General features: G+C 72.7%; 16 protein-coding genes and 2 pseudogenes. 11 read left to right on the top strand and 7 right to left on the bottom strand.

Annotated features, from left to right (window positions below; translation table 11 throughout):
• The first annotated feature begins 41 nt into the window (after positions 1–41).
• The 4 genes from CEB94_RS13450 (at position 42) to CEB94_RS13435 (ending at position 4,934) form a co-directional block, all read left to right on the top strand.
• The gene (locus CEB94_RS13450; protein WP_175432449.1) at positions 42–740 is read left to right on the top strand and encodes a tellurite resistance TerB family protein; all 699 of its coding nucleotides are present in this window, start codon (positions 42–44) and stop codon (positions 738–740) included.
• Between the two features lie 153 nt (positions 741–893).
• Entirely contained in the window at positions 894–2,987 is a 2,094-nt protein-coding gene (locus CEB94_RS13445) for an MMPL family transporter (RefSeq protein WP_175432448.1), read from the top strand.
• A 46-nt stretch (positions 2,988–3,033) separates the two neighbouring features.
• Positions 3,034–4,275 carry a sensor histidine kinase gene (locus CEB94_RS13440; protein ID WP_175432447.1) on the top strand — a complete coding sequence of 414 codons (1,242 nt, stop codon included), beginning with the start codon at positions 3,034–3,036 and terminating at the stop codon, positions 4,273–4,275.
• Positions 4,272–4,934: a response regulator transcription factor gene (locus CEB94_RS13435; RefSeq protein WP_175432446.1), complete on the top strand. Its 663-nt coding sequence runs from the start codon at positions 4,272–4,274 to the stop codon at positions 4,932–4,934. The genes CEB94_RS13440 and CEB94_RS13435 overlap by 4 nt, the downstream gene beginning before the upstream one ends.
• Positions 4,935–4,953: 19 nt before the next feature.
• On the opposite strand, the gene CEB94_RS13430 is transcribed toward CEB94_RS13435, so the two are convergent.
• Complete coding sequence (locus CEB94_RS13430; RefSeq protein WP_175432445.1) at positions 4,954–5,886, bottom strand: dihydrodipicolinate synthase family protein; 933 nt, start codon at positions 5,884–5,886, stop codon at positions 4,954–4,956.
• A pseudogene (locus CEB94_RS13425) lies at positions 5,883–6,254 on the bottom strand (oligopeptide/dipeptide ABC transporter ATP-binding protein); the annotation flags it as partial. The pseudogene CEB94_RS13425 and the gene CEB94_RS13430, both read right to left, overlap by 4 nt.
• Here CEB94_RS13425 and CEB94_RS13420 point away from each other — a divergent pair.
• Positions 6,232–6,636 (top strand): annotated as a pseudogene (locus CEB94_RS13420) (FadR/GntR family transcriptional regulator); the annotation flags it as partial. The pseudogenes CEB94_RS13425 and CEB94_RS13420 overlap by 23 nt on opposite strands.
• 7 nt (positions 6,637–6,643) lie before the next feature.
• Positions 6,644–7,081, top strand: coding sequence for a protein-tyrosine phosphatase family protein (locus tag CEB94_RS13415; protein WP_175432444.1), 438 nt, complete (start codon positions 6,644–6,646; stop codon positions 7,079–7,081).
• A gap of 133 nt (positions 7,082–7,214) precedes the next feature.
• On the opposite strand, the gene CEB94_RS13410 is transcribed toward CEB94_RS13415, so the two are convergent.
• The gene (locus tag CEB94_RS13410) at positions 7,215–8,690 is read right to left on the bottom strand and encodes an alpha/beta fold hydrolase (protein WP_175432443.1); all 1,476 of its coding nucleotides are present in this window, start codon (positions 8,688–8,690) and stop codon (positions 7,215–7,217) included.
• Positions 8,691–8,756: 66 nt separating this feature from the next.
• Complete coding sequence (locus tag CEB94_RS13405) at positions 8,757–9,230, bottom strand: GNAT family N-acetyltransferase (RefSeq protein WP_246112153.1); 474 nt, start codon at positions 9,228–9,230, stop codon at positions 8,757–8,759.
• A gap of 256 nt (positions 9,231–9,486) precedes the next feature.
• Between CEB94_RS13405 and CEB94_RS40875 the strand changes: the two genes are divergently transcribed.
• From CEB94_RS40875 to CEB94_RS13385, 5 genes are all read left to right on the top strand, one after another.
• Positions 9,487–9,693 (top strand): hypothetical protein, encoded by a 207-nt coding sequence (locus tag CEB94_RS40875; protein ID WP_246111786.1) that lies wholly within the window; start codon positions 9,487–9,489, stop codon positions 9,691–9,693.
• The gene (locus CEB94_RS13400; protein ID WP_030836519.1) at positions 9,690–9,905 is read left to right on the top strand and encodes a hypothetical protein; all 216 of its coding nucleotides are present in this window, start codon (positions 9,690–9,692) and stop codon (positions 9,903–9,905) included. The genes CEB94_RS40875 and CEB94_RS13400 overlap by 4 nt, the downstream gene beginning before the upstream one ends.
• A 26-nt stretch (positions 9,906–9,931) precedes the next feature.
• Positions 9,932–10,678, top strand: coding sequence for a DNA repair protein RecO (recO, locus tag CEB94_RS13395; RefSeq protein ID WP_175432442.1), 747 nt, complete (start codon positions 9,932–9,934; stop codon positions 10,676–10,678).
• Positions 10,679–10,744: 66 nt separating this feature from the next.
• A complete protein-coding gene (locus CEB94_RS13390; protein ID WP_031131061.1) occupies positions 10,745–11,578 on the top strand; it encodes an isoprenyl transferase in 834 nt (277 codons plus the stop codon).
• A 61-nt stretch (positions 11,579–11,639) separates the two neighbouring features.
• Positions 11,640–13,028 carry an MFS transporter gene (locus CEB94_RS13385; RefSeq protein ID WP_175432441.1) on the top strand — a complete coding sequence of 463 codons (1,389 nt, stop codon included), beginning with the start codon at positions 11,640–11,642 and terminating at the stop codon, positions 13,026–13,028.
• 138 nt (positions 13,029–13,166) lie between these two features.
• On the opposite strand, the gene CEB94_RS13380 is transcribed toward CEB94_RS13385, so the two are convergent.
• The 3 genes from CEB94_RS13380 to CEB94_RS13370 are packed head-to-tail and all read right to left on the bottom strand — an operon-like array spanning position 13,167 to position 15,314.
• The gene (locus tag CEB94_RS13380; protein WP_175432440.1) at positions 13,167–13,586 is read right to left on the bottom strand and encodes a Fur family transcriptional regulator; all 420 of its coding nucleotides are present in this window, start codon (positions 13,584–13,586) and stop codon (positions 13,167–13,169) included.
• Positions 13,587–13,644: 58 nt separating this feature from the next.
• On the bottom strand, positions 13,645–14,547 hold the full coding sequence (locus tag CEB94_RS13375) for a metal ABC transporter permease (protein ID WP_175432439.1): 903 nt from the start codon (positions 14,545–14,547) through the stop codon (positions 13,645–13,647).
• Positions 14,547–15,314 carry a metal ABC transporter ATP-binding protein gene (locus CEB94_RS13370; protein WP_175432438.1) on the bottom strand — a complete coding sequence of 256 codons (768 nt, stop codon included), beginning with the start codon at positions 15,312–15,314 and terminating at the stop codon, positions 14,547–14,549. The genes CEB94_RS13375 and CEB94_RS13370 overlap by 1 nt, the downstream gene beginning before the upstream one ends.
• Positions 15,315–15,327: the final 13 nt, after the last annotated feature.

Genomic DNA, 15,327 nt, shown 5'->3' with positions numbered 1-15,327 from the left:
AAGCGCGGCGACGTTGCCGTGCGGCGTGACGGAGGTGCGACGTGCTGCCAGGACGGGGACGAAACGGCCATGCCGCCAGGCTTTCTCGCATCCTGGGCACCCGCACCGCGTGGACGGCCGCCGGTGACGGGGAGTTCTTCTGCCCGGGCTGCGGCGGCGACCGCAACTACCAGCGGCTGACCGGACAGCGCCGCTTCACCCTGCTCGGCCTGCCCGTGCTGCCGCGCGGCGAGACCGGCCCGGTCGTGGAGTGCGCGGCGTGCCGCCGCCACTTCGGCACGGACGTCCTCGACCATCCGACCACCACCCGCTTCTCCGCGATGCTCCGCGACGCCGTGCACACCGTCGCGCTCGCCGTGCTGGCGGCGGGCGGCGCCGGGTCCCGTACGGCACTGGAGGCCGCCGTCCTCGCCGTGCGCGCGGCCGGCTTCGACGACTGCACGGAGGAGCAGCTGGCCGCCCTCGTCGAGGCGCTGGAGGCGGACACCGGCCGGATCTCCGGCGAACCCTGCGGTGCGGGGCTGGCCATAGAGCTGCACGAGGCACTGGACCCGCTCGCCCCGCACCTCGCGACCGTCGGCCGCGAATCGATCCTGCTCCAGGGCGCCCGCATCGCCCTGGCGGACGGGCCCTACACCCCGGCCGAGCGCGATGTGCTGGCGACCGTGGGGGCGGCGCTCACGATCTGCTCCGACGACGTGACACGGCTGCTGGCAGCGGCGGCGCGCACGCCTTCGTGAGGCACACCACCGCGTTACTCCCCGGGGAGTAACACACGGCCGGGACCGCCCCCGGCAGTACTCCCCGGCTCGACCTCACGCCCGACGCAACGGCCCCCGTCCGACGGGAGTCTGGAAACCGATCCAGACACCCGACCGGAGGGAGCCCTACACATGGGGGCCGTAAGGACGCGTACCGGGCGGAAGCGGGCCGTGCCCTGGGCGGTGGTCGGGCTGTGGCTCGCCGCGCTCGTGCTGGTCGGGCCGCTCGCCGGCAAGTTCGCCGACGTCCAGCAGAACCGGGCGGTCGACTACCTGCCCGACAGCGCCGACTCGACGCAGGTGGCGCGGATCCAGGACCGGTTGCCCGGCGGGGAGTCGACCGACGTGGTGCTCGTCTACCACCGGGACGGCGGTCTGACCGACGCCGACCGGCGCACCGCCGACGAGCAGATCACCGAGGTGAGCGGCGCCTACGACCTGGCGGGGGAGCCGCGGGGCATCCCGTCGAAGGACGGCTCCACCCTGATGTACCCGGTCTCCAGCACCCAGCCCGGCCAGGACGAGAAGGCCCGGGACGCCTTCGTCGACGGGGTGCGGGACATCGCCGACGGCGACGGCGGGCTGAGCGTCGAGGTCGGCGGGCCCGGCGCGCTGAACACCGACATGAACAAGGTGTTCGAGACGCTCGACGCCACGCTGCTGCTCGCCACCCTCGGCGTCGTCACCGTGCTGCTCATCCTCATCTACCGCAGCCCCTTCCTGTGGCTGGTGCCGCTCGCCGTGGCGGGGGTCGCCGCCACCGTGTCGATGGCCGCCGGGTACGGGCTGCACGAACTGTTCGACGTCACCGTCACCGGACAGAGCGGCGGCGTGATGACCGTGCTGGTTCTCGGCGCCGGCACCGACTACGCGCTGCTCCTCATCTCCCGCTACCGCGAGGAACTGCGGCGTCACGAGCGGCCGTACGACGCCATGCGCACCGCCCTGCGCGGCTGCGGGCCGGCGATCCTCGCCTCCTCGGGGACGGTCGCGGCCGGGCTGCTGTGTCTGCTCGCCGCCGACCTCAACAGCAGCAGGGGCATGGGCCCGGTCGGCACGATCGGAGTGCTCGCCGCGCTGGTCGCCATGACGACCCTGCTGCCGGCTGTTCTGGTGCTGCTGGGACGGCGGGTCTTCTGGCCGCTGATCCCCGCGTTCGGCAGTGAGCCGAAGGCCCGGCGGTCGCTGTTCGCCGCGATGGGCACCTCGGCGACGCGGCGGCCCGTCACCGTGCTCGTGGGCGGTGCCGCGCTGCTCGGGGCGCTCGCGCTCGGCACGCTGAATCTGTCCGGGAGCATCAAGCAGGAGGACTCCTTCACCGAGCGGCCCGAGTCCATCACCGCGATGCAGACGCTGGCGCGCGAGTATCCCGAGCGCAGCAGCCGGCCCGTGACGGTGATCGCGCCCGAGGAGCGGGCCGAGGCGGCCGCCGACCGGGCCCGTACGACCGAGGGCGTCGCCGAGGTGAAGTCCGGACGCAGCGGCGCGGGCTGGACCGAGATCGCCGTCTTCACCACCGCGGCCCCCGAGTCGCCGGCCGAGACCCGCACCATCGAGACGCTGCGGGCCGGGCTCGACCCCCGGGGCGCGTACGTCGGCGGACCCAGTGCGCAGCAGATGGATCTGGCCGACAGCGAGTCGCGGGACCGGAAGGTGATCGTGCCGCTGGTGCTCGGGGCCGTGTTCGTCATCCTGGTCGGGCTGTTGCGCAGCCTCGTCGCGCCGTTGCTGCTGCTGGCGGCGGTGGTGGCGGTCTGGGGCGCCGCTCTCGGCATCGGCGGGCTGGTGTTCGAGCCGGTGTTCGGGTTCGCCGGGAACGATCCCGGGCTCGGACTGCTGTCCTTCGTGTTCCTGGTCGCCCTCGGTGTCGACTACGGCATCTTCCTGATGCACCGGATGCGGGAGGAGTCCGTGCGCGGGGCCGAGCCGGAGGCCGCGGCGCTCACCGCGTTGCGGACGACCGGTGGGGTCATCGCCTCGGCGGGGGTGGTGCTCGCGGCGACGTTCGCGGTGCTGACCACGCTGCCGATGGTCGGGCTGGTCGAGCTCGGGTTCGTCATCGCGGTCGGGGTGCTGCTGGACACGTTCCTGGTGCGTACGTACCTGGTGACCACCGCGAGTGTGCTGCTCAAGCGGCGGATGTGGTGGCCGGGGAAGCTCTCCCGCGCACCGGAGCGGACGGCCCCGCCCAAGGAACGGAAGCCCGTGGCCGCCGACGCTCGCTGACCGAAGGCGCCCCTCCTCTCCCGGAGGGGCGCCTTCCTGGCCGAGGATGATGCCCGTGCAGGCACCCACCACCCCGCAGGCGACCTGGTCGCGGTCCGCCGAGCGGATCATTGCCGCGATCAACCGCGACCCCCTGACCGCCCCGCACGCCCTCCGCAACGACGCGCTGCTCGCCGTTCCGGTGGCCGCTGTCTCCGCCGCGCTCGCGCTGTTCGTCGACGACGGCCGCAGGCCCGACGCGCTCGGCTGGGCCCTGCTGCTCGCCTCCCACGTGCCGCTGGTGTGGCGCCGCCGCCGTCCGGTGCTCGTCCTGGTCGCGGTCATCACCTGCGTGTTCCCCTACCACTTCCTCGACTACCCGCACACCGCGGCCACCCAGGCCGCGTACGTCGCCCTCTACACCGTCGCCGTCACCGGCCGGGCGCTGCGCACCGTCCTGGTCGGCATCGGCGTCATCGCCTTGTCGGTGGGCGTGATGCTCACCATCAGCGCCCACGAGGCGCTGGGGCTGCTGAGGGCCTCCGGCTGGGTCGTCGCCGTGCTGTTCCTCGGCGTCGACGTGCGCTTCTACCGCCAGTACGTCACCTCCATCGTGGAACGCGCCGAACGCGCCGAACGCACCCGCGAGGAGGAGGCCCGGCGGCGGGTCGCCGAGGAGCGGCTGCGGATCGCCCGGGACCTGCACGATCTGCTCGCCCACACCATCACCCTCATCGGCGTGCAGACCTCCGTCGCCGCCCATGTGCTGTCCGCCGACCCGGAGCGGCTCGACCGGGAGACGGTGGCCAAGGCTCTCGACGACATCGCCGAGACCTGCCGCAGCGCCCGCGGCGAACTCCGTACGACCCTGGAGGTGCTGCGCGAGCACGGCCGCCCGGAGGCCCGCGGCCCGCTGCCCGGACTCGACGGGCTGCCCGACCTGGCGCAGGCCGCGCGGCTGGCCGGCGCCCGGGTCGAGCAGACCGTACGGATACGGCAGGCACCGCCCGCGGTCGGCGCCGCCGCCTACCGCATCGTGCAGGAGGCCCTGACGAACGCGGTACGGCACGCGGGACCCGAACCGGCCGTCCACGTCGAACTGGACGAGCGGCAGGGCGCCCTGCACCTGTCGGTCCGCGACGACGGCACCGGACCCGCCCCGGGCGGCACCCCGGGCTTCGGACTCGTCGGGATGCGGGAGCGGGCCCGCAGCGTCGGTGGCACACTCGACGCCGGACCACGTACCGGGGGCGGATTCGAGGTGACGGCGGTCCTGCCGCTGAATACGACGGGGGAGAGAAACGGATGACCATCCGAGTGCTGCTCGCGGACGACCAGACCCTGGTACGGGAGGCGTTCGCGATGCTCGTGGAGTCGGCCCGGGACATGGAGGTCGTCGGCCAGGCCGCCACCGGCCGGCAGGCCGTCGAGCTGGCCCGCGGCGCCCGCGCCGACCTCGTGGTGATGGACATCCGCATGCCCGACCTGGACGGCATCGAGGCGACCCGGCTCATCGCGGCCGACGAGGACCTCGCGGGCGTACGGGTGCTCGTCCTCACCACGTACGACACGGACGAGAACATCGTCGACGCCCTGCGCGCCGGTGCCTCCGGGTTCCTGGTCAAGGACACCAGGCCGGCCGAACTCCTCGACGCCATCCGCACGGTCGCCGCCGGGGAGTCCCTGCTGTCGCCCGGACCCACGGCACGGCTGATCGAGCGGTTCCTGCGCAGCCCCTGCGCACCGGAGACCGGCGGGCCCGAGTGCCTGTCCGGCCGGGAGCGGGAGGTGCTCGCGCTGGTCGCGCGCGGCCTCAACAACACGGAGATCGCCGACGCGTTGCGCCTGAGCCCGCTCACCGCGAAGACCCATGTCAGCCGCATCATGGGCAAGCTGGGGGCCCGGGACCGGGCGCAGCTGGTCATCGTCGCCTACGAGTCCGGAATGGTGACGCCGGGGAGCGTCTGACGGACCGGCACCGTCCGCCTCAGAGCAGCCCGGCCGCCGCCAGGTACTTCCCGACCTGCTCCACCTCGTCCGGCGACAGCGGGATCTGCGGCTCCGCCGTCGCCGGGCAGTCGATCACGCCGCGCAGGTGCAGCGCGGTCTTGAAGGCGCCGATCGCCGAGGAGTTCGGGCCCATCCGGGCCGGGTCGCCGACGGTCACCATGCCGAACAGCGCGCACAGTCGCTCCTGTTCGGTACGGGCCCCGTCCCAGTCCCCGGCCCGGCACAGGCCGTCCAGGCGGACGTAGCCGTGCGGGTCGACGTTGGCGAGGCCCGGCACCGTGCCGTCCGCGCCGATCGCGAGGGCCGCGTCGACGATCAGCTCGGAGCCGGTCAGCACGCTGAAGCCGCTGATGCCCCGGTGTTCCCGGGCGCCGGTCACGACCTGGCGGAAGGCGGCCAGGTCGCCGCTGGAGTCCTTGAGCCCGGCCACGACTCCGTCGGCGGCCAGCTCCAGGACCACGTCGGCCGGCAGCTTCGTGTGGACGGCGACGGGAAGGTCGTAGGCGATGACCGGGACCGGGCTGGCGGCGGCGACCGCGCGGTAGTGGCGGGCGATCTCCGCCGGGTGGGTGCGGGCGTAGAACGGGGCGGTGACGACGACCGCGTCCGCGCCCGCCGCCGTCACCGACGCGACATGGTCCAGGACCCGGGGCGTCGTCATGTCGATCGCCCCGGCCAGCACCGGGAGCTGCCCGCCCACATGACCCGTCACCGACTCGACGACCAGCCTGCGCTGTCGGTCCGGCAGATACGCGGCCTCCGAGGTGGAGCCGAGCACGAACAGTCCGTGCACCCCGCCGGCCACGAGATGGTCGACGAGCCCGGTCAGCGAGGGGACGTCCACCTCGCCGTCCGATGTCAGGGGTGTGCAGACGGGCGGGATGACACCGGTCAGCGGGGTGAAAGTCATGGAGCCTCCATCGGGTCGCGCCGGTGGACGAGGTCGCGGGTCGACTCGTCCTCCTGGACAGGATGGTGGCAGCGGAAGCGGTGCGCGGGTGCCGACGCGGCGGAGAAGCACGGCATCTCGTCCGCGCACCTCCCGTCCGCCTTCCAGCAGCGGGTGCGGAACGGGCAGCCGCTCGGCGGGCGGGTCGCCGACGGGACCGGGCCGGCCAGCGGGATCGGGTCGATCGGGTCGAGCAGGCCGGGTGTGGCGGAGAACAGGGCGCGGGTGTACGGGTGCCGGGCGCGGTCGGTGACCAGGGCGGCCGGGGACTCCTCCACGATCCGGCCCAGATACATGGTGATCACACGATCGCTCATCCGCCGTACCGAGGCGGAACTGGACAGGCCGGAGGACGTGTTGACCCGCATGGAGTCCGCGCCCGGCACGGGCCGCTCCACCGCCGAACTGGACCGCGAGTTCCACGAGGTGCTGTACGCGTCCCTGGGCAACGACCTCGTCCCCCAGCTCCTCGCCGCGTTCTGGACGGTCTTGCGCCGGGTCTCCGGCGCCCGCGGCCGGCCCGACGACCCGTCCCCCGAGAGCACCGTCCGCCGCCACCGCGACATCCTCACGGCATTGCGGGCGCGGGACGTGGAGGGAGCGCAGCGGGCGATGGCGGCGCACTTCCGGGGGATCGAGGCGCGGGCGGGCCAGGAGTCGCGGGGGGGGGTGGGCCGATTCCGCCACCGGGCGGGCGGACGCGGCGCATGATGAGGGCGTGAGCGAGCTGTGGAACGAGAGCGACGCCGGCGTCCTGCGACTGCCGTCCGGCCGGCTGGTTCGGGGCCGGGGCCTGCGCCACCCCCTGGACCCGACCGCGCCCCGTCCCTCCTTCGGCGTCTACCTGCTCGGCCGGCAACCGCCCGAGGTCCCCTGGGAGTCGGGCTGGATCCGCTGGCCCGACTTCCGCCTCCCGTCGGACCGGGCGGCCGCCCGCGCGGTGCTGGCGGGCGTATGGGAACGGGCAGCCGGGGAGCGGGTGGAGATCGCCTGCGGCGGCGGACGCGGCCGCACGGGCACGGCCCTGGCCTGCCTGGCGGTGCTGGACGGGGTGCCGGCAGCAGAGGCGGTGGGGTTCGTCCGACGGCATCACGACCGGCACGCGGTGGAAACGCCCTGGCAGCGGCGGTACGTGCGCCGGTTCGGCGAGGGATGAACCCCTCACCGCCGCAGGGGCCGCGAGGACCGGCCGCTGCGTCTGCCCGGACGCGCCCCGCCTCGGCCTGGGAGCCGAAGGCGGTGTTCCGTGCGGTGGCCCGCCGATACGGGGCGGCGGGCCACCGCACCGCTCACTCGCAGTAGACGTCGGATCCGGGCCGCTTCCCGGTGGCCAGGAAACGGGAGACGGTCCGGTCGCCGCAGGCGTTGCCGTTGTCGAGGTAGGAGTCGTGGCCGGTGGAGTTCACGGTGACCATGACAGCCCGCTCGCCGAGGGCCTGACGCAGCTTGCGGGCCCCGGCGAGCGGGGTGGCGACGTCCCGCTCGTTCTGCACGAGCAGGATGTTGGAGGGTCCGCGGTCGGTGATCCGTACGGCCGGTTCCCTCGGTCCGTACGACAGGGCGGCGCACACCATCGGCCCGCGCGGCATGCCCGCGGTGAGCGGGAACTTCCCCCGGCTCTCGTCGACGTCCTTCTGGTACTCGGCGGCGGACCCGGGCCAGTCGACGTCGTTGCAGATGGTGCCGACGGCGACCGCGGCGACGTTCTGGAGGACCGACTCGGGCGGGGACTGGGGCGCGGGCGGCACGGTCCCCTTGCGGGCGGCCAGGATCGTCCTGGCCAGGTTCGGGTAGTCGTCGGGGTCGTAGAGGTTGGTCAGCATGGTCTGGCGGAGCGTGTTGCCGTCCAGGTGCGGCGGGTTGACTCCGGGCCAGGGGAGGGGATGGCGGTCCAGCCGGGCGGCGAGGCGCAGGAAGTCGGAGCGCACCTCGGCGGGGGTGCGGGCGAGCCGGTGCGGATTCCCGGGCCGGGACGCCCACTTGGCGAACTCGGGGAAGTTGTCCTCGACACCGACCTCGAAGGCGGCCAGCCAGCCGCGGGTCACCCGGGTGGGGTCGGGGTCGTCGTTGCTGTCCAGCACGATGCGGTCGGTGCGGTGCGGGAACAGCTGGCTGTAGACGGCGCTGACGTACGTGCCGTACGAGACGCCCCACGCGGAGATCTTCCGCTCTCCGAGCGCGGCCCGGACGCGGTCGAGGTCACGGGCCTCGTTGGCGGTGCTGATGTGCCGGATCAGCTCACCGCCGTTGCGGGCGCAGGCCTCGGCCGTACGCCGGGCGGTGGCCATGTTCTCGGCGACGGAACCGTCCGGGGCGGGCCAGGGCAGGAGCCTGGTCATGCTGAGGTCGGCGGGGTCGAGCCGGCAGTCGACGGCGGTGGAGGGCGCCATCCCGCGCGGCGCGAACCCGATGAGATCGTAGGCGTCCCGCACCTTCTGCGGCAGCTTCTGCCCCTTGCCGGAGGGATCGGCGAGGCTGTCCCCGCCGGGACCGCCCGGGACGAGTAACAGTGAGCCGCGGCGGGCGGAGGGCTTCTCGCTGGGGATGCGGGAGACGGCGATCTGGATCTTCTGCCCGTCCGGGTCGGAGTAGTCCATGGGGACGTCGAGGGTGGCGCACTGTTGTCTGGGGTCGAGGCCCGAGCCCGCGCACGTGCCCCACTCGAGAGACTCGCCATCGGCAGCGGACGCCCCACCGGGCCCGGCAAGCCCGAGAACGACTCCTGCGGCGGCGACCAGCGCCGCGTGTTTCGTGATCTGCTTCATGACGAGCAGCCTGGCCGACTTCGGCGGACGGCCACATCCGGGTAACTCCCCATTGCCGCAGGGGGATTACCCCCAGGGGTCCGGGGCGGCCGGCTGCGGCGCGGGTGGGCGACGGGTGAGCGCCGGACGCAGCATGAAGACGTCGATCGCGTCCTGCGTCTCCACCCTGAAACCGTGGCGTTCGTAGAGGTGGCGGGCCGGGCTGCCCTGGAGGACGTTCAGGCGGACGACGTCGCCGGAGGTGTCCGTCCTGCTCAGCAGGGTCGCGAGGACCGCCGAGCCCAGGCCACGACCCTGGAGCGCCGGGGCGAGGTAGAAGTGCTCCAGCCAGTGGCCGTCATCGCGGGGGCGCAGTGCGACGCTGCCCGCGAAGGCCCCGGCCACCGTGATGACCGACGTGTGCCCCGGGGAGAAACCGTCCCGGAAGCGCTGCCTCACGCGGTGTGCGTCGTAGCGGCCCAGCCGCTCCAGGTCCGGGCGCATCACCACGGCCCGTAGTTCCGCTATCGCCTCGACATCCGCCGACTGCGCGGGGCGCACGACCCATTCCGGTACCGAGTGCCCCTCTGATGCTTCCACGGCCGGATTGTCTCAACGGCCGGCGGCATACCGCTTATCGGCATCGCCGTCATCGGCTTCCTGCCAAGCGCACCCGGATAACGCGGGTTTACCGCTCTCGGTGCCGAACCCCTTTGTGCCGCGCCGCAGTTGTAGGGCACAGACCCTTCCCGAGTGTAGTCGCGGAGCGTCACCGCGGAGGCGCGAAGAGTGAAACCGCAAAAGGAGGGGGAGCACGGTGGAGGCACGACACTCGGCGCTCTGTGCCGAAGAAGCGGAGGACGCGGTGAAAGAATTGCGGGCAGAACTCGCCAAGGCCGGAATTATCCTGCCCTCACGGGGACTCGACCCGGTGAGTTTTGCGCGGGAAGCGCCCTGCCCGCTCATCGAATTGCGCCGGTGTTCCGTACGGACCGCCCGGCGGCTCGCGGCGGTGCGGCGATGAAGCCTCCGGTCGGCGCGTATGTCGTGGACACCCGCAGTGGTCGCATCGGCATCGTGATGGGGCATGAGGGGCCCTACGTGCAGCTGAGGCCGTACGGGGGCGGCAGGGAGTGGGACGCCGACCCCGGAGCCGTCCGGCACGCCACCCCGGCCGAGCGGCTGCGCGCGGCGACCGCGTACGCCAACGCCCGCAGCAGGGGCGAGGTCCCTTGACGTGACGACCCTGCCAGAATGGCTCCATGAGTCTGTTCCGCGACGACGGCATCGTGCTGCGCACCCAGAAGCTGGGTGAGGCGGACCGGATCATCACGCTGCTCACCCGCGGTCATGGACGGGTACGCGCGGTAGCCCGGGGCGTGCGCCGGACGAAGTCGAAGTTCGGTGCGCGCCTCGAGCCGTTCTCCCATGTCGACGTGCAGTTCTTCGCCAAGGGGAGCGAGCTCGTCGGGCGGGGCCTGCCGTTGTGCACTCAGAGCGAGACCATCGCGCCGTACGGCGGCGCGATCGTGAGCGACTACGCCCGGTACACGGCCGGGACCGTCATGCTGGAGACCGCCGAGCGGTTCACCGACCATGAGGGGGAGCCGGCCGTGCAGCAGTACCTGCTGCTGGTCGGAGGGCTGCGGACCCTCGCCCGGGGGGAGCACGCGCCGCATCTCGTGCTCGACGCGTTCCTGCTCCGCTCCCTCGCCGTCAACGGGTACGCCCCGAGCTTCACCGACTGCGCGAAGTGCGGGATGCCCGGGCCGAACCGGTTCTTCTCGGTCGCGTCGGGCGGTTCCGTCTGCGTGGACTGCCGCGTGCCCGGCAGCGTCGTACCCTCGCCCCAGGCCCTGGAACTCCTCGGCGCCCTGCTTACGGGAGACTGGGAGACCGCGGACGCGTGCGAGGCGCGCTACGTCCGGGAGGGCAGCGGGCTGGTGTCCGCGTATCTGCACTGGCACATGGAGCGCGGGCTGCGCTCCCTGCGCTACGTCGAGAAGTAGCGCGGCGGCAGGGCAGCGGAAACACAGCAGCAGAGAAACAAGCGAGCACGAGGAGACGAGAAACACATGGCAGTACGCGGGATCCTGGGGCGCCAGCGCCGGGAGTACAGGACGCCGGAGCCGCACCCGTCCGGCGCGCGGCCCCCGAAGATCCCCGGGGAGTTCGTACCGCAGCATGTGGCGATCGTCATGGACGGCAACGGCCGCTGGGCCAAGGACCGGGGCCTGCCGCGCACCGAAGGGCACAAGGTCGGTGCCGAACGGGTGCTGGACGTGCTCCAGGGGGCCGTCGAGATGGGCGTGGGCGCCATCTCCCTGTACGCCTTCTCCACCGAGAACTGGAAGCGCTCGCCCGAAGAGGTGCGCTTCTTGATGAACTTCAACCGGGACTTCATCCGCAAGACCCGGGACCAGCTGGACGAGCTGGGTATCCGGGTGCGCTGGGTCGGACGGATGCCGAAGCTGTGGCGGTCCGTGGCCAAGGAGCTCCAGATCGCCCAGGAGCAGACCAAGGACAACGACCGGCTGACCCTGTACTTCTGCATGAACTACGGGGGCCGGGCCGAGATCGCCGACGCCGCCAAGGCGATGGCGGAGGACGTGAAGAGCGGCAGGCTCGACCCGTCCAAGGTCAGCGAGAAGACCTTCGCGAAGTACATGTACTACCCGGACATGCCGGACGTGGACCTGTTCCTGCGCCCCAGCGGTGAGCAGCGCACCTCCAACTACCTGATCTGGCAGAGCGCCTACGCCGAGATGGTCTTCCAGGACGTGCTGTGGCCGGACTTCGACCGGCGTGACCTGTGGCGGGCCTGCCTGGAGTTCGCCTCGCGGGACCGGCGCTTCGGCGGGGCCGTCCCGAACGAGGAGCTGCTGGCCGTGGAGGGCGAGCAGCCGTAGCGCGCGAAGGCCCGGCAGCCCTCGGGTGGCAGCCGGGCCACAGCGGCGGTGTGCTGGTGGCATGGGTTCCACTGCCGTCAGCGCACCTCGGCGGACCACGAAACAGACCGGGGTCTTCCTCGCGGCCTCGCTGGCCCTGTTCTGCATCCAGCTGGACTTCTTCGCGCTCAACCTGGCCATCCCCGGGATCTCCGACGAGCTGGACACGACGGTCTCCGCGGCGCAGTGGACCCTTTCCGCCTACATGCTCGCCGTCGGCTGCCTGTTCATCGTCGGTGGGCGGCTGGGAGATCTCCTCGGCCGGCGTCCGGTCCTGCTGGCCGGGACCGGGCTGTTCGCCGCCGCCTCCGTCGGCTGCGCTCTCGCGCCGAGCCTCGGTGTGCTCGTCGTGGCCCGGATCGTGCAGGGCGCGGGCGCGGCGCTGATCTTCCCCGTGTCGGTCTCCGTGATCACGAACGCCTTTCCCGGGGAGACCCGGGCCCGGGCGCTCGGGGCGATGTTCGGGATCGCCAACGTCGGCACCGCCCTCGGGCCGTTCGTCGGCGGCGGCTTCACCGACGGGCCCGGCTGGCGGTGGATCTTCTGGCTGCTGGCCCCGCTCAGCGCCCTCTCCCTGCTGATCGCCCTGCGGTACGTCCCCGACTCGCGGGACGAGAGCGCCCCGCGCCAGATCGACCTGCCCGGCTGTCTGGCCGTCGTGACGAGCCTGGCCGCCCTGACCCTGGCCGTGGAGCGGGGAAGCGCCTGGGGCTGGGACCACGCCCGCACGCTCGCCCTGTTCGGGGTCGCCGTGGTGGCCGGCGGCCTCTTCGTCCTGCGGGAGCGGACCTGCCCGCATCCGCTGGTGGACTTTCGGCTCTTCCGCAACATCCGCTTCGACCTCGTCACCGTGATGGGATCGGTCGCCAACATGGGCTACGCCGTCACCGTGTTCCTCGCCACCCTGCAGTTGCAGCAGGTGCGCGGACTGTCGGCGATCCTGTCCGGCACGGTGTTCCTCGCCCCGGCCGTCATGGTGGCCTGCTCGGGGCCCATCGGCGCCTGGCTGTCCGGCCGAATGCGCGCCACCAGCGTCATGGCCCTGGCCGGGCTCATCGCCGGCACCGGCATGATCGGGCTGAGCTGGGCCTGGTCCTGGTGGTTCTACCTGCCGGTCTTCACCTGGTGCGCGCTCGGGCTCGGCCTGGGCTGGACCTTCGCCAGCGTGGCCACCCAGCAGGTCGTCTCACCCGCCCGCGCCGGAGAGGCCTCGGGCGTCGTCCTCACCGCCCTCGTCACGCTCGGCGCCATCGGCCTCGCGGCCGTAGCGGCGGCCATCACCTCGCTCACCCCGGAGACCGGCCCGGAGCACGCCTACGACCTCATCCTGCGAGTCGGCGGCACCGTGATCCTGACCTCAACCGCCCTGTCCCTCCTCGCCCGCCACAAACTCAGCCCAAGGGGCCTCTAGCCGGCTCCCGGCCTCAGCGCCACCCACCCCAGGGGCGCGGGGCTGTGCCGATTTGCGGCTCCGCCGCGGGGCGCGACAACCCCCACACACCCGCGGCGGGCAACGCGACCTCACCCCCACGGCGGGGAGCGAAACGGCTCAACCGCCGGAGGCCCCCGCACAGCCGGCGCACGTGCCGAAGATCTCAACCGTATGCGCCACGTTCACATAACCATGCTCCGCGGCGATGGACTCGGCCCACTTCTCCACGGCCGGCCCCTCGACCTCGACGGCCTTGCCGCAGCTGCGGCACACGAGGTGGTGGTGATGGTCGTCGGTGGAGCAGCGGCGGTAGACGGACTCGCCGTCGGCGGTGCGCAGGACGTCGACCTCGCCGGCGTCGGCGAGGGACTGCAGGGTGCGGTAGACCGTGGTGAGCCCGACCGAGTCGCCTTTGTGCTTGAGCATGTCGTGCAGTTCCTGCGCGCTGCGGAACTCGTCGACCTCCTGCAGGGCCGCCGACACAGCGGCCCGCTGCTTGGTGGCGCGGCCCTTCACGGACGGTCCAGCGGTCGTCACCGTTGCCTCCTCACGTCTGCCTTGCCCGGGCCATTGTGCCAGTCCGGGGTGGGGGCGGTCAGACGCCGACTTCGTCCGCTGCCGCCCGGCTGCCCGGGATGGCGCATTCGGCGGGGTCGGCCGTCGGATTCGCGGCAGCCGCCGAGCGGGCGCGGCGGCGGGCCAGCGGGGCCGCGAGCGCCGTCAGCACGATGAACGCGCCGATGGTCAGCAGCACGATCGTCGCGCCGGGCGGCACGTCCTGGTAGTACGAGGTGACCGTGCCGCCGATCGTCACGCTCACACCGATGGCGACGGCGATCGCGAACGTCGCGGCGAAGCTGCGGCCGATCTGCTGGGCGGCCGCGACGGGCACCACCATCAGCGCGCTGACCAGCAGCAGGCCCACCACGCGCATCGCCACGGTCACCGTGACGGCCGCGGTGACCGCCGTCAGCAGGTTCAGGGCGCGCACCGGCAGGCCCGTCACCCGGGCGAACTCCTCGTCCTGGCTGACCGCGAACAGCTGCCGGCGCAGGCCGAGGGTGACCAGCACGACGAAGGCGGCCAGGGCGCAGATGGCCGTGACGTCCGACTCGGACACCGTCGACAGGGAGCCGAACAGGTACGACGTCAGGTTGGCGTTGGAGCCCGTCGGCGCGAGGTTGATGAACATCACACCGCCGGCCATGCCGCCGTAGAACAGCATCGCGAGGGCGAGGTCGCCGCGGGTCTTGCCGTACCAGCGGATCAGCTCCATGAGGACCGCGCCGAGGACGGAGACGAGGGTCGCCATCCACACCGGGGACCAGGTCAGCAGGAAGCCGAGGCCGACGCCGGTCATCGCCACGTGGCCGATGCCGTCGCCCATCAGGGCCTGACGGCGCTGGACCAGGTAGATGCCCACCGCGGGGGCGGTGATGCCGACCAGGACGGCGGCGAGCAGGGCCCGCTGCATGAAGGCGTAGTCGAGGAAGTCCATCAGCTCAGCAGTCCCGTGCGGATCGGTTCGTGGCCCGCGGGTGCGTGCGGGTGCACGTGGTCGTGGCCGGGAAGCGCGTGCTGCCCGACGGCCTTCGGGGGCGGGCCGTCGTGGACGACGCAGCCGTCGCGCAGGACGACCGCCCGGTCGATGAGGGGCTCCAGCGGGCCCAGTTCGTGCAGCACGAGCAGGACCGTGGAGCCCTGGGAGACCTGCTCCCGGAGGGTGTGCGCGAGGACCTCCTGGCTGGCCAGGTCGACGCCGGCCATCGGCTCGTCCATGATCAGCAGCTCGGGTTCGGAGGCGAGCGCGCGGGCGATCAGGACGCGCTGGTGCTGGCCGCCGGAGAGGGCGTCGACCGAGTCCTTGGCCCGGTCGGCCATGCCGACGAGGTCCAGGGCACGCCGTACGGCCGCGTGGTCGGCCTTGCGCAGCACGCCGAAGCGGGCCCGGGACAGGCGGCCGGAGGAGACCACCTCGGTCACCGTGGCGGGCACGCCGCCCGCGGCCGTGGTGCGCTGCGGGACGTAGCCCACGCGGTGCCAGTCGCGGAACCGCCCGCGGTCCGTGCCGAACAGCTCGATCTCGCCGGCGGCGGTCTGCACCTGGCCGATGATGCCGCGCACGGCCGTCGACTTGCCCGAGCCGTTCGCGCCGAGCAGGGCGACGACCTCGCCGCGGCGCACGGTGAGGTCGATGCCGCGCAGCACGGGGCGCGAGCCCAGGTCCGCGCGGACGCCGCGCAGGGATACGACGGGCTCGGTCATGCCGTCCTCCGAT

Source organism: Streptomyces hawaiiensis (assembly GCF_004803895.1).
In the GTDB taxonomy this organism is placed as follows: domain Bacteria; phylum Actinomycetota; class Actinomycetes; order Streptomycetales; family Streptomycetaceae; genus Streptomyces; species Streptomyces hawaiiensis.
This window is presented reverse-complemented; position numbering and strand designations above follow the sequence as displayed.

Bases quoted from the DNA above. Each gene is read 5' to 3' on its own strand.
- CEB94_RS13430 (WP_175432445.1), bottom strand. From the start codon at position 5,886: ATGACTTTCACCCCGCTGACCGGTGTCATCCCGCCCGTCTGCACACCC.
- CEB94_RS13410 (WP_175432443.1), bottom strand. From the start codon at position 8,690: ATGAAGCAGATCACGAAACACGCGGCGCTGGTCGCCGCCGCAGGAGTC.
- recO (WP_175432442.1), top strand. From the start codon at position 9,932: ATGAGTCTGTTCCGCGACGACGGCATCGTGCTGCGCACCCAGAAGCTG.
- CEB94_RS13375 (WP_175432439.1), bottom strand. From the start codon at position 14,547: ATGGACTTCCTCGACTACGCCTTCATGCAGCGGGCCCTGCTCGCCGCC.
- CEB94_RS13435 (WP_175432446.1), top strand. From the start codon at position 4,272: ATGACCATCCGAGTGCTGCTCGCGGACGACCAGACCCTGGTACGGGAG.
- CEB94_RS13400 (WP_030836519.1), top strand. From the start codon at position 9,690: ATGAAGCCTCCGGTCGGCGCGTATGTCGTGGACACCCGCAGTGGTCGC.
- CEB94_RS13390 (WP_031131061.1), top strand. From the start codon at position 10,745: ATGGCAGTACGCGGGATCCTGGGGCGCCAGCGCCGGGAGTACAGGACG.
- CEB94_RS13370 (WP_175432438.1), bottom strand. From the start codon at position 15,314: ATGACCGAGCCCGTCGTATCCCTGCGCGGCGTCCGCGCGGACCTGGGC.
- CEB94_RS13440 (WP_175432447.1), top strand. From the start codon at position 3,034: ATGATGCCCGTGCAGGCACCCACCACCCCGCAGGCGACCTGGTCGCGG.
- CEB94_RS13445 (WP_175432448.1), top strand. From the start codon at position 894: ATGGGGGCCGTAAGGACGCGTACCGGGCGGAAGCGGGCCGTGCCCTGG.
- CEB94_RS13385 (WP_175432441.1), top strand. From the start codon at position 11,640: ATGGGTTCCACTGCCGTCAGCGCACCTCGGCGGACCACGAAACAGACC.